At 69.2% G+C, this 12,745-nt stretch carries 14 protein-coding genes; 5 read left to right on the forward strand and 9 right to left on the reverse strand.

Annotation, left to right across the window (positions count from 1 at the left end; genetic code table 11):
• On the reverse strand, positions 1-1,417 hold a 1,417-nt coding region (dnaG, locus tag WA944_RS04145), incomplete at its 3' end, for a DNA primase (RefSeq protein ID WP_526646417.1).
• Positions 1,418-1,448: 31 nt separating this feature from the next.
• On the reverse strand, positions 1,449-2,717 hold the full coding sequence (locus WA944_RS04150) for a deoxyguanosinetriphosphate triphosphohydrolase (RefSeq protein ID WP_526610979.1): 1,269 nt from the start codon (positions 2,715-2,717) through the stop codon (positions 1,449-1,451).
• A 65-nt stretch (positions 2,718-2,782) separates the two neighbouring features.
• Here WA944_RS04150 and WA944_RS04155 point away from each other — a divergent pair, with 65 nt between their 5' ends.
• Positions 2,783-4,777 carry a TPM domain-containing protein gene (locus tag WA944_RS04155; RefSeq protein ID WP_526646419.1) on the forward strand — a complete coding sequence of 665 codons (1,995 nt, stop codon included), beginning with the start codon at positions 2,783-2,785 and terminating at the stop codon, positions 4,775-4,777.
• Between the two features lie 81 nt (positions 4,778-4,858).
• On the opposite strand, the gene WA944_RS04160 is transcribed toward WA944_RS04155, so the two are convergent.
• The gene (locus WA944_RS04160; RefSeq protein ID WP_526610339.1) at positions 4,859-6,235 is read right to left on the reverse strand and encodes a glycine--tRNA ligase; all 1,377 of its coding nucleotides are present in this window, start codon (positions 6,233-6,235) and stop codon (positions 4,859-4,861) included.
• Between the two features lie 140 nt (positions 6,236-6,375).
• Here WA944_RS04160 and WA944_RS04165 point away from each other — a divergent pair, with 140 nt between their 5' ends.
• Positions 6,376-6,729 carry an ArsR/SmtB family transcription factor gene (locus tag WA944_RS04165; RefSeq protein WP_526368788.1) on the forward strand — a complete coding sequence of 118 codons (354 nt, stop codon included), beginning with the start codon at positions 6,376-6,378 and terminating at the stop codon, positions 6,727-6,729.
• On the forward strand, positions 6,726-7,127 hold the full coding sequence (locus WA944_RS04170; RefSeq protein ID WP_526368786.1) for a Fur family transcriptional regulator: 402 nt from the start codon (positions 6,726-6,728) through the stop codon (positions 7,125-7,127). Before WA944_RS04165 ends, WA944_RS04170 begins: the two co-directional genes overlap by 4 nt.
• Here the strand turns inward: WA944_RS04170 and WA944_RS04175 are convergent.
• From WA944_RS04175 to recO, 4 genes are all read right to left on the reverse strand, one after another.
• Entirely contained in the window at positions 7,124-7,312 is a 189-nt protein-coding gene (locus WA944_RS04175) for a hypothetical protein (RefSeq protein WP_526368784.1), read from the reverse strand. The two genes, WA944_RS04170 and WA944_RS04175, sit on opposite strands and share 4 nt — an antisense overlap.
• A 29-nt stretch (positions 7,313-7,341) precedes the next feature.
• On the reverse strand, positions 7,342-7,764 hold the full coding sequence (locus WA944_RS04180; protein ID WP_526368782.1) for a hypothetical protein: 423 nt from the start codon (positions 7,762-7,764) through the stop codon (positions 7,342-7,344).
• A 101-nt stretch (positions 7,765-7,865) separates the two neighbouring features.
• Positions 7,866-8,762 (reverse strand): decaprenyl diphosphate synthase, encoded by an 897-nt coding sequence (locus WA944_RS04185; RefSeq protein WP_526610333.1) that lies wholly within the window; start codon positions 8,760-8,762, stop codon positions 7,866-7,868.
• Complete coding sequence (recO, locus tag WA944_RS04190; RefSeq protein WP_526610335.1) at positions 8,698-9,531, reverse strand: DNA repair protein RecO; 834 nt, start codon at positions 9,529-9,531, stop codon at positions 8,698-8,700. The genes WA944_RS04185 and recO overlap by 65 nt, the downstream gene beginning before the upstream one ends.
• A gap of 63 nt (positions 9,532-9,594) precedes the next feature.
• Here recO and WA944_RS04195 point away from each other — a divergent pair, with 63 nt between their 5' ends.
• Both WA944_RS04195 and WA944_RS04200 read left to right on the forward strand, forming a co-directional pair.
• Positions 9,595-11,112 (forward strand): amidase, encoded by a 1,518-nt coding sequence (locus tag WA944_RS04195; RefSeq protein WP_526646421.1) that lies wholly within the window; start codon positions 9,595-9,597, stop codon positions 11,110-11,112.
• A 10-nt stretch (positions 11,113-11,122) separates the two neighbouring features.
• Positions 11,123-11,608: a CAP domain-containing protein gene (locus WA944_RS04200; RefSeq protein ID WP_526608346.1), complete on the forward strand. Its 486-nt coding sequence runs from the start codon at positions 11,123-11,125 to the stop codon at positions 11,606-11,608.
• Between the two features lie 13 nt (positions 11,609-11,621).
• Here WA944_RS04200 and era read toward each other — a convergent pair whose 3' ends face one another.
• Both era and WA944_RS04210 read right to left on the reverse strand, forming a co-directional pair.
• Positions 11,622-12,530 (reverse strand): GTPase Era, encoded by a 909-nt coding sequence (gene era, locus WA944_RS04205; RefSeq protein WP_526646423.1) that lies wholly within the window; start codon positions 12,528-12,530, stop codon positions 11,622-11,624.
• Positions 12,527-12,745: cytidine deaminase-like protein (locus WA944_RS04210; RefSeq protein WP_526646425.1), on the reverse strand; the 219-nt coding region annotated here is incomplete at its 5' end. The genes era and WA944_RS04210, both read right to left, overlap by 4 nt.

The raw sequence follows: 12,745 nt of genomic DNA on the forward strand, positions 1-12,745 counted from the left end.
GTGCCGGAGCGGGTTCGGGAGCGCCGCGACGACGCGTCCGGTCGGGCATCCCACGCTTGCCCGCTTCTTCGCGTACCCGGCTGAGCACCTGGCCCTCGTCGCGCCACCCCGTCCAGCCCGCCAGGCGGCGGGCGTATTCGTCACGCAGCGCGTAGTCGCGGATCTGGGCGACCAGTGGCACGCACCGGCGCAGCGCGTCCACCTGTGCCTGCGGGTCGTTGTCCAGGGCGTCACCGTCGGGAATCAGGCTGCGGATCGCGAACTCGAACATCGGGATCCGGCGCGCCACCAGGTCCCGCAGCGCCCCGTCACCGGACTTCAGCCGCAGATCACACGGATCCATGCCATCGGACGCGATTGCCACGAAAGACTTTCCGGCCACCTGCTGATCGCCGTCGAACGCCTTGAGGGCCGCCGCCTGTCCGGCTGCGTCACCGTCGAAGACGAAGATCAGCTCGCCGCGGTACCAGTTGTCATCCATCATCAGCCGCCGCAGCAGCGCCAGGTGGCCGTCGCCGAAGGCGGTGCCGCAGGACGCGACCGCCGTGGCCTCACCGGCCAGGTGCATGGCCATCACGTCGGTGTAGCCCTCCACGACGACGGCGCGGTGCGCCTTGGCGATGTCGCGTCTGGCCAGGTCGAGACCGAACAGCACGGCCGACTTCTTGTACAGCACCGTCTCGGGGGTGTTGACGTACTTGGCTTCCATCTGGTCGTCGTCGAAGATCCGCCGGGCGCCGAACCCGATGACCTCGCCGCCGCCTGCCCTGATCGGCCACAGCAGCCGACGGTGGAACCGGTCCATCGGTCCGCGCCGCCCCTCCCGGGACAAACCGGCCGCCTCGAGTTCCTTGAAGTCGAAACCCTTGCGCAGCAGGTGCTTTGTCAGCGAATCCCACCCCGACGGCGCAAACCCGCAGCCGAACCGGCCAGCGGCCTCGGCGTCGAAGTTGCGCTCGGTCAGGTACTGCCGCGCCGGGGCGGCTTCCTCGGACTGCAGCGCGGCGGCATAGAACTCCTGCGCGGCGGCGTTGGCGGCCAGCAGCCGGCTGCGACTGCTGCGATCACGTTGCACGTTGGTGGTGGAGGACCCGGTGTAGGTGACGGTGTAGCCGACGCGGTCGGCGAGAAGTTCGACCGCCTCGACGAAGCTGACGTGCTCGATCCTCTGCAGGAAGGCGTAGGCGTCGCCGCCCTCCCCACAGCCGAAACAGTGGAAGTGGCCATGGTTGGGGCGGACGTGGAACGACGGGGATTTCTCGTCGTGGAAGGGACACAGCCCCTTCATCGAATCCGCCCCGGCGCGCCGCAGCTGGACATACTCGCCGACAAGGTCCTCGATGTTGACCTTGTCACGGATGGCGGCGATATCGCGATCAGGGATCCTGCCCCGTCCCCGCGTCCCGTCGCCCGCCACCCGGCCAGTCTAGAGCCCGCGGCGACAGCGGCTACGCGGGTTCGAGGCGCTCCAGTCGACCCTCGGTGTAGGACGCCACCTGGTCGATCACCACCCGCAGCCGCGCGCCGTCGTCGGCGGCGGAGTTGAAGTCCGGGACGAACAGCGGGTCCAGCGTCGCCGGCGCCCCGGCACGGATGAACTGCACCGCCGCGTCGATCCGGTCACGCTGCTGCGCCTGCAGATCCAGGTGCCGGGAGTCGGACATGATGAACTGCAGCGCGAGGATCTTCAGCACCGCCACCTCGGCGCGCACCACGGTGGGCACTTCGAGGTCTGCGCGGTACCGCACCAACCGACCCGGGCCGGCCACGGCGCGGGTGGCTGCGATGGCAGACGACGCGAACCGGCCCACCAGCTCGCTGGTCATGGTCTTCAACGCCACCGACGCCGCCAACGTGCCGTCGTACTTGCCGACGGCGGCCACCGCGGGCAGCAGCGACAGCCGCTCGGCGGCCTCGACCAGGTCCGCGGCCGCCAGGCCGCCGCCCATGCCGTGGGACTGGCCCAGCCGGCCCAGCGCACTCACCGCGTCGTCGTCGGCCAGCACCCGCAGGTCGATCCGTCCGGAGGTGACGCCGTCCTCGACGTCGTGCACGGAATAGGCGACGTCGTCGGCCCAGTCCATGATCTGAGCTTCCAGGCACGGCCGTCGGTCGGGCGCGTCGCCGCGCACCCAGGCCGCGGCCGCGGCGTCGTCGGCGTAGAAGCCGAACTTGCCGCCCTCCGGGGCCCGGTACCACGGATACTTCGTCACCGCGTCCAGCGCGGCCCGGGTCAGGTTCAGCCCCGCGCTGCGCGGCTCCTCGCCCTGCGTGTCAAGCACTTTGGGTTCCAGCCGGGTGAGTATTCGGAAGTTCTGCGCGTTGCCCTCGAACCCGCCGCACACCTCGGCGAGCTCGTTGAGTGCCCGCTCACCGTTGTGCCCGTACGGCGGATGACCGATGTCGTGAGCCAGCCCGGCCAGGTCGACGAGATCAGGGTCGGCACCCAGGCCGACGGCCATCCCCCGGCCGATCTGCGCTACCTCCAGCGAGTGGGTGAGCCGGGTGCGTGGGGTTTCGCTCTGCCGGGGCCCGACGACCTGGGTCTTGTCGGCCAGCCGGCGCAGGGCGGCGGAGTGCAGCACCCGGGCGCGGTCACGGGCGAAATCGGTGCGGTGCTCAGCGGCGGTGCCGGGCAAGGCGGCACTCTTCGCCGGTTCGACCACCAGACGCCGGCGGTCGAACGCGTCGTAGCTGTCCTGCAGTCGTGGGCTCACCGAAGCACAGTCTGCCAGCACCGCCGATCGGATCCTGACCACCATCGCGCACTACATTGACGGGTATGCGCATCGCCCGACTCATCGGCCTGCTGGTCGCGATCCTGACCACGGCCGCCCTGGTGGCCCCCGGTGCCGCCGCGGCGCCGCCCCTGCGGCTGCCGGCGTACATCACCGACGACGCGGATGCCCTGAACGCGGCCGGCGAAACCCGGGTGCAGAGTGCGATCGACAGGCTCTACGACGAGCGCCGCATCCGGCTGTGGGTGGTGTTCGTCGAGGACTTCGCCGGCCAGAACGCGCAGGCATGGGCGGAATCCACCTATCAGCGCAGCGATCTCGGTGATCAGGACGCGATCCTGGCGGTGGCCACCGTGGACCGGGCGTATGCGTTCCTGGCACCCACCGAGGCGTTGGGTGGCGTCGACATCGACGAGGTCCGGCGCAACGACGTCGAACCGCTGCTGCGCACCGGCGACTGGGCCGGCGCGGCGATCGCGGCCGCCGACGGCCTGGCCGACACCGGTCCCTCGGGCGGTTCGGGCAGCTGGGTGGGCATGCTCGTGCTACTCGGGCTGATCGCGCTGGCGGTCGGGGTGCTGGTGCTGTGGCAGCGGCGCCGCAAACGCAAGCGGCGCGAGGCCGAGTTCGCCGCCGCGCAGCGGGTGGACCCGTCGGACCCGAATGCGCTGGCGTCGGTGTCCGTCGACGCGCTCGACGACCTGTCCAAGAAGATCGTCGTCGAGGTCGACAACGAGGTGCGCACCAGCGAGAACGAATTGACGTTGGCGGTCGAGGAATTCGGCGAAAAGGACACCGCAGCGTTCACCCGGGCGGTGACCAACGCCAAGACAACGCTGGCGCAGGCGCTCAACGTGCGCCAGATCCTCGACGACGCGGTGCCCGAGACTCCGCAGCAGCGCCGCGACCTGCTCACGCGGGTGATCGTCGCCGCCGCCAGGGCAGATCAGGAACTCGAGGCCCAGCGCGAGTCCTTCGCCGCGCTGCGCGACCTGGTGATCAACGCTCCCAGCCGCCTGGACAAGCTGACCCAGCAGATGGTCGACCTGACGGCCCGGCTGGCCCCGGCCGAGCAGGCGCTTGCCCGGCTGCACTCCCAGTTCGCCGAGACCGCCCTCGCCTCGGTGTCCGACAACGTCGACGAGGCCAAGCATCGGCTGGAGTTCGCCGATCAGAACATCGGCACCGCCCGCGACCTGGTGTCGCGCCCGTCGAACCGGCAGATCGGTCTGGTGGACGCCATCCACGCGGCCGAGGCGGCGCTCGGTCAGGCGCGCACGCTGCTCGACGCCGTGGACAGTGCGGGCACCGACATCAACCGGGCGGTGGCGGGCCTGCCCGCGGCGATCGCCGACATCCAGAACGGCATCAACCAGGCAGGATCCCAGGTCGCGCAGGGCGGCGTCGCAGTGGCCACCGAGCTCAGTTCCGCCCGCGACGACGCGGTGCAGGCCGTGGCTCATGCCCAGAGCGAGGGCAACTCCGACCCGCTGGGCGCCTTCACCCGGCTGACCCAGGCCGACGCTGAGTTGGACCGACTACTCGAAGAAGTCGCCCACGAACGGGAAACCACCGAGCGCCTCAGCCGCACCTACGACCAGGCGCTGTTCAACGCGCAGTCCCGGGTGCGCTCGGTGTCGGACTACATCGACACCCGCCGCGGCGCCGTCGGCCCCGAGGCGCGCACCCGGTTGTCGGAGGCGGTGCGCCAGCTGCAGGCCGCGCAGGAGAAGCGGGCCACCAACCTCGCCGAGGCCACCGCCCACGCCAACGGCGCCGCGACGCTGGCCGCCCAGGCACAGTCGTTGGCCAACGCCGACGTCTCCGCCGCCCAGCGGCACTTCAACGGACCGTACGGCGGCGGTGGTCGCGGGGGCGGCGGTCAGATGGGTGCCGTGATCGGCGGCATCCTCATCGGCAACGTGCTCTCCGGAGCACTGCGCGGCGGCTTCGGCGGCGGCGGGTTCGGTGGTGGCTTCGGGGGCGGCGGCTTCGGTGGCGGAGGCGGCGGCATGAGCGGCGGCGGCGGCCGCTTCTAGCCCGTTCGCACCGCGAGCAGACACAAACTCACCTGTTTTCGGGTGAAAAGGGGTGAGTTCGTGTCTGCTCGCGGCGGAAAGTCAGCAGTCCTTGAGCCGGACGGCCAGGTAGTCCGAGACCTCCGAGATCGCCACCCGCTCCTGGGTCATGGCGTCGCGTTCGCGCACCGTCACCGCATGATCGTCGAGCGAATCGAAGTCCAGCGTCACGCAGAACGGCGTGCCGATCTCGTCCTGACGGCGGTAACGCCGGCCGATCGCGCCGGCGTCGTCGAACTCGATGTTCCACGACGTGCGCAGTTCGGCGGCCAGGTCCCGGGCTTTCGGCGACAGGTCGGCATGCCGCGACAGCGGCAGCACCGCCGCCTTGACCGGTGCCAACCGCGGATCCAGCTTCAGCACGGTGCGCTTGTCGACACCGCCCTTGGCGTTGGGAGCCTCGTCCTCGTGATAGGCGTCCACCAGAAACGCCATCAGCGAACGCGTCAGCCCGGCCGCCGGCTCGATCACGTAGGGCACATACCGGGTGTCGGAAGCCTGGTCGTAGAACGACAGGTCCGCGCCGGAATGCTTTGCGTGCGTGGACAGGTCGAAGTTGGTGCGGTTGGCGATGCCTTCGAGCTCACCCCACGGGTTGCCGGTGAAACCGAACTTGTACTCGATGTCGACGGTGCCGTCGGAGTAGTGCGACAGCTTCTCCTTGGGATGGTCGTAGAGCCGCAGGTTGTCGCGGTTGATGCCGAGGTCGACGTACCAGGCCAGCCGGGTGTCGATCCAGTACTTGTGCCACTCCGGGGCGGTCGACGGCTCGACGAAGAACTCCATCTCCATCTGCTCGAACTCACGGGTGCGGAAGATGAAGTTGCCCGGGGTGATCTCGTTGCGGAAGCTCTTGCCGATCTGGCCGATGCCGAACGGCGGCTTCTTGCGTGCCGTGGTGACCACGTTGGCGAAGTTGACGAAGATCCCCTGCGCGGTTTCCGGGCGCAGATAGTGCAGGCCCTCCTCGGTCTCGATCGGGCCGAGGTAGGTCTTGAGCATCATGTTGAAGTCGCGCGGCTCGGTCCACTGGCCCTTGGTGCCGCAGTCCGGGCAGACGATGTCGGCCATCGGAACCGAATCTGGATCGTCAAGGCCCTTCTTGGCGGCGTAGTTCTCCTGCATGTGGTCCTGGCGGTGCCGCTTATGGCAGTTCAGGCACTCGACCAGCGGGTCGTTGAAAACCTCCACGTGACCCGACGCGACCCACACCTGGCGCGGCAGAATGATCGCGCTGTCCAGGCCGACGACATCGTCACGGCCGGTGACCACCGAACGCCACCACTGCCGCTTGATGTTGTCCTTGAGCTCGACGCCGAGCGGACCGTAATCCCAGGCGGATTTGGTCCCGCCGTAGATCTCGCCGGACTGGTAAACCAGCCCACGGCGTTTGGCCAGGTTTGCAACGGTGTCGATGATCGAGGAGGACGAGGAGGACGCAGCCACGGCTCAACAGCGTAGCGAGGCCGGTTGGGTGCGCGGGGCGCGGGCGAGGGCCCCTTCGGTTGACATGCGCAGTCTCGCATGTATCGTAGGAACAAATGAAAACCGTTTCCACTATGCCTGACTCACCGGACGCGCACGACCCGGCGCTGGAAGCGGGCACTCCGCCCCCCGAGTTGCCACCGCGCGAAGTCCTCGACACCGCGGGCGACCTGCTGCGTGCCCTTGCGTCGCCCCTACGCATCGCCATCGTGCTGCAGCTTCACGAAGAGGCGCGCTGCGTCCACGAACTCGTCGACGCGCTGAACGTCGCGCAGCCGCTGGTGAGCCAGCACCTGCGGATCCTCAAGGCCGCAGGCGTGGTCGACGGCGCGCGGTCGGGCCGGGAAGTGTTGTACCGCTTGGTCGATCACCACCTGGCAGATATCGTCATCGCAGCTGTCAGCCACGCCGGGGAGGAGCAGCAGTGACGGGTGCCGTGCGGGCGACGCGCCAGCGCGCGGCCATCGCCGCGTTACTGGACAACCTCGACGACTTCCGCTCGGCCCAGGAGTTGCACGACGAACTGCGCCGCAGCGGTGAGGGGATCGGGCTGACCACCGTCTACCGCACACTGCAGCAGATGGCCGCGTCCGGCGCCGTCGACACGCTGCGCACCGACACCGGCGAGTCGGTGTACCGGCGGTGCTCCGAGCACCACCACCACCACCTGGTCTGCCGGACGTGCGGATCCACCATCGAGATCCATGGCGGCCACGTCGAGAAATGGGCCGCCGCGGTCGCTCGCGAACACGGCTTCACCGACGTCAGCCACACCATCGAGATCTTCGGTCTGTGCCGCAAATGCGCGGCGGCGGCAGACAACTAGCGCTTGAGACCCCGCCATCCGGCGACGGCGACGATCACGCCGACGATCGCGATGATCGGTCCGAGGACGGTCCAGGTCGTGGTGTTGCTCATCGGGCTCCCCGACACCGCCCCCAGGCCCTGGAAGAAGAAGAGCAGACCGGCGAGAGTGACCACCACGCCGACAATGACCAGTGCTGTACGCATACCCGCGACCCTAGTCCCGCGCGGCCCGGTCAGGCGACCAGCGCGCGGCGGACGTCGGTGCCGGTGGCCAACACCATCAGGATCAGGGTGCGCAGCGCGTCGTCGGTGAGACCCGCGGCCGGGAAGTTGTAGCGCAGCAGCACGTCACCGGTCTTCTTGGAACGGGCCTTCTCGGGGCCGACCTTCTGGGCGCCTATCTTCTGCACCAGCGACACGGTGCCGAGCAGGGTGTCGTGCGCATGCTTGGCGACGCGGGCGCGGATCTTGCTGTCCAGCGGCAGATCCCACGCCAGCACCTGGGTGAGCGACACCAACTCGAGGTCCTCGGCGATCGGGACCACCCGCAGCGACGCGAACGTGTCGTCGTGCTGCACCGTCAGCGCACCGTCGTCCTCGTGCTGGACGGGCAGAACCTCCCCGAGGACCCCGGCGAGCCGATCGTGCAGCTCCATCTACGCTCTGCCGCTCAGGCACATCATTCGGCTCTGCCGCTCAGGCACATCATTCGGCTCTGCCGCTCAGGCACATCATTCGGCTCTGCCGCTCAGGCACATCATTCGGCTCTGCCGAAGCGCCGGTTGCGGTGCACGTATTCCTCGCACGCCGCCCACAGATCGCGGCGGTCGTAGTCCGGCCACAGCTTGTCCTGGAAGACGTATTCGGCGTAGGCCGCCTGCCACAGCAGAAAGTTGCTCGCCCGCTGCTCACCCGAGGTACGGATGAACAGGTCGACGTCGGGGATGTCGGAGCGGTGCAGGTGCTTGGCGAATGCCGCCTCGCTGATCCGACCGGGGTTGATCTTGCCGTCCACCGCTTCCTGCGCGAGTTGGCGGGCCGCCTCCACGATCTCGGTGCGACCGCCGTAGTTCACGCAGTAGTTGATCGTGATGACGTCGTTGTCGACGGTCATCTGCTCGGCGATGTCGAACTCCTTGATGACGCTGCGCCACATCCGGGGCCGGGAACCGACCCAGCGCATCCGCACGCCCATGTCGTTGAGGTTCTCCCGCCGCCGGCGCACCACCTCCCGGTTGAAGCCCATCAGGAATCGGACTTCCTCGGTGCTGCGCTTCCAGTTCTCGGTGGAGAACGCGTACACCGTCAGGTGCTTGACGCCGATCTCGATGGCCCCGCACGTGATGTCGATCAGCACCGCCTCGCCCATCTTGTGACCCTCGGTGCGGCCCAGACCCCGCTGGGTGGCCCACCGCCCGTTGCCGTCCATCACCACCGCGACATGAGAGGGCACCTGGTCGGCCGGGATCTGCGGTGCGGCGGCCTTGGAGGTGTGCTGCGGCGGGCGGGCGAATCTGCCGTTGGTGCGCGCCGGCACCTCCGGGAAAACGACGGGCCAGCTCGACTTGTCCGGGAAGCTGGGGTAGTCGTCAGGCGCCGGGGGCAGCTGCGGGTAGCGGTTCTTCCCCGTCCGCTTGGTGGCCATGCGCTTCATCCTGCCCGATACCCCTACTGCTCATCCGCTCAGCCCGGTACACACGTTCGACCAGTGGCAACGTCCGAAGCTGCCGCTCCAGATGCCACTGCAGGTGCGCGGCGACGAGCCCGCTGGCCTGGCTGCGGTGCTGCGACTCGGATGCCTGTGCGTGCTCCCAGTCACCGTCGTGGAGCGCGACCATCAGGTCCAGCACGGCTTGCGGCGGTGTCACCGACCCGGACGGCCGGCAGTGCACACACACACTCCCGCCCGCCGCGACGTGGAACGCCCGGTGCGGCCCGGGGGTCGCGCACCGGGCGCACTCGGTCAGCGCTGGGGCCCACCCGGTGATGCCCATCGCACGCAGCAGGTAGGCGTCCAGGACGAGCTCGCGGGGGCGGTTGCCGTCGGCCACCGCGCGCAGCGCCGCCACCGTCAGCCGGTGCAGCGCGGGCGCCGGGGCCCGCTCCTCCCCCGCCAGCCGCTCGGCGGTTTCGAGCACCGCGCAGGCGCAGGTGTAGCGGCCGTAGTCGGACACGATGTCCGAGGCGAACGCGTCGATCGCCTGGACCTGGGTGACGATGTCGAGATTACGGCCCGGATGCAGCTGAACATCGATGTGCGCGAACGGTTCCAGCCTCGCCCCGAACTTGCTTCGGGTGCGCCGCACCCCCTTGGCCACCGCCCGCACCAAACCGTGATCGCGCGTGAGCAGGCTCACGATGCGGTCGGCTTCGCCGAGCTTGTGCTGGCGTAACACCACAGCACGATCCCGGTACAGACGCATTCGACCAGTCTGGCATTGCCAACCGACTAAAACCGGTCCGCAGCGCCGATACTCTCGTAAGTGATGGCAAAGACTCCTCCCCGCCGCGATCGATCCGCCGCCAGGTTCCCCACCCTGACTCACCAGCTCTACCAGCTGGCGAGCGGGAGTTCCACGTCCGAGGAGCTGGTGCGCAGATCGCTGGAAGCCATCGAGGCGAGCCAGGACACCCTGAACGCCTTCCGAGTGGTGCTGGCCGACCAGGCCGTCGCCGATGCCGCCGCCGCCGACCGCAAGCGCCAGGCGGGCCAGGACATTTCGCAGTTCCCGCTGCTGGGCATCCCGATCGCGGTCAAAGACGACGTCGACGTCGCCGGCGTGCCCACCCGGTTCGGCACCGAGGGCAGGGTGCGGGTCGCCGACGCCGACTCCGAGGTGGTCCGCCGGCTGCGCGCCGCCGGCGCGGTGATCGTCGGGAAAACCAACACCTGCGAGTTGGGGCAGTGGCCGTTCACCAGCGGCCCCGGCTTCGGACACACCCGCAACCCCTGGTCGAGGGAGCACACCCCGGGCGGATCGTCCGGCGGCAGCGCCGCCGCCGTGGCGGCCGGCCTGGTGGCCGCCGCGATCGGGTCCGACGGTGCCGGCAGCGTGCGAATCCCGGCGGCCTGGACCCACCTCGTCGGCATCAAGCCGCAGCGGGGCCGGATCTCCACCTGGCCGCTGCCCGAGGCGTTCAACGGCATCACCGTCAACGGGGTGCTGGCCCGCACCGTGGCCGACGCCGCGCTGGTGCTCGACGCCGCATCCGGCAACGCCCCCGGCGACCTGCACAAGCCGCCCCGGATCCAGGCGTCGGACTACGTGTCGCGCGCGCCGGGGCCACTTCGTATCGCGCTGTCCACCAAGTTCGCGTTCACGGGGTTCCGGCCCACCTTGCACCCCGAGCACAGTTCCGCGTTACAGGCGATGGCCGGTCAGCTCGAACAACTCGGCCACACGATCATCTCGGCCGACCCGGACTACGACCTGCGGATGTCGTGGAACTTCCTGGCCCGCTCCACCGCCGGTATCCCGGAGTGGATCGAGCGGCTGGGCTACGGCGTGACGCTGGACAAACGCACCCGGTCCAATGCCCGAATGGGTCGGCTGCTGTCCGAGGACGTGCTGCGCAAAGCCCGCGCACACGAATCGGCCTCGCAGCGGCGGATCGGCTGGATCTTCAACCTCGCCGACGTCGTCCTCGCCCCCACCACCGCCCAGCCCGCGCCGAAGGTGGAGGCGTTCGACCAGCTCAGCGGGCTGGCCACCGACCGGGCGATGATCCGCGCCTGCCCGGCGACGTGGCCGTGGAATCTGCTCGGCTGGCCGTCGATCAACGTGCCCGCCGGGTTCACCTCCGACGGCCTGCCGATCGGGGTGCAGTTGATGGGCCCGGCGCACAGTGAACCGCTGCTGGTGTCGCTGGCCGCCGCACTGGAGGCCATCAACGGCTGGGCGGCCCGGCAACCGCAGAACTGGTGGGAACCGCGCCCCCAGATCGCGCCGGAGCAGGCCACGAATCTGCCCGCTCCGCCCTCGATGGCCGACGAGGTCGCGTAAAGTCCCCGCTGTGACCAGCAGCAAGATCGTGCGCGCTCTACCCGCGGTGGTGCTCGTCGGCGCCGCGATCGCCGGCATCCCGGCCGCCAACGCCGACAATCGGCGGCTCAACGAGAGCGTGGTCGTCAACGTCTACACGATCCAGCATCGCAACGACTGCGAGACCGAGATCAAGATCAACCCCCAGCTCCGGCTGGCCGCGCAGTGGCACACCAACGACGTGCTCCGAAACCGCGCCCTGAACGGCGACATCGGCTCCGACGGGTCGACCGCGCAGGATCGGGCGAACCGCGCGGGGTTCGTGGGTACGGTCTCCGAGACCGTGGCGATCAACCCGGCGCTGGCCATCAGCGGCGTCGAGATCATGAACCAGTGGTACTACCGGCCGGACTACATGGCCATCATGTCGAACTGCGCCAACACCGAGATCGGGGTGTGGTCGGAGAACAGCTGGGACCGCTCCGTGGTGGTGGCGGTGTACGGCCAGCCCGGCTAGCGCTCAGCTGGCCCTAGAAGCCCAGACGTCCCAGCTGCTTGGGATCCCGCTGCCAGTTCTTCGCGATCTTGACCCGCAGATCCAGGTAGACCTTCGTGCCGAGCAGCTTCTCGATCTGGGTCCGGGCCGCGGTTCCCACCTCACGTAGCCGCTCACCGCCCTTACCGATCACGATGCCCTTCTGGGAGTCGCGCTCGACGAAGAGGATGGCGTGGACGTCGACGAGAGGCTGGTCTTCCGGGCGGCCCGGGCGCAACTCCATCTCCTCGATGACCACGGCCAGCGAGTGCGGTAACTCGTCGCGGACCCCCTCGAGCGCCGCCTCCCGGATCAGTTCCGCGATCAGCGTTTCCTCGGGTTCGTCGGTGAGCTCGCCGTCGGGGTAGAACGCCGGGCCCGGCGGAAGCTGGGCGACCAGCACGTCGATCAGCACGTCGAGTTGTGTCCCGGACGTCGCCGACACCGGGACGATCTCGGTGTCGGGCCCGACCAACTCGCCGACGGCCATCAGCTGCCCGGCGACCTGTTCCTTGGACACCTTGTCCATCTTGGTAACCACCGCCACCAGCGTCGTCCTCGGTGCGACCGCGCGGATCTGCTCGAGAATCCACCGGTCCCCGGGCCCGATCTTCTCGTCGGCGGGGATGCACAACCCGATCACGTCGACCTCCGAGTAGGTGCCTTTGACGAGGTCGTTGAGGCGCTGACCGAGAAGCGTGCGGGGGCGGTGCAGGCCGGGAGTGTCGACCAGCACGATCTGGAAGTCGTCGCGGTGCACGATGCCGCGGATGGTGTGCCGGGTGGTCTGCGGCCGGTTCGACGTGATCGCCACCTTGATGCCGACGAGCGCGTTGGTCAGCGTGGACTTGCCGGTGTTCGGCCTGCCGACGAAACAGACGAAGCCGGAACGGAATTCGGTCACGCAAGCACCGCGCCGGCCCGGTCGGTCACGATGATCACGGCATCGCCGGAGAGCTCGTGCACCGCGGCGACGCCGGGGTCTTCTGCCGATCCTCCCGCCAGCACGGCGGCCTCCAGACCGGTGGCTCCACTGGACACCGCCGCGGCGACCGCGGCCTGCAGCGCGGTCAGCTCCAGCGCCGCCAGCCGGACGGGGGCACCCGCGTAGGTGCGCCC

The organism is Mycobacterium sp. (assembly GCF_049683355.1).
In the GTDB taxonomy this organism is placed as follows: domain Bacteria; phylum Actinomycetota; class Actinomycetes; order Mycobacteriales; family Mycobacteriaceae; genus Mycobacterium.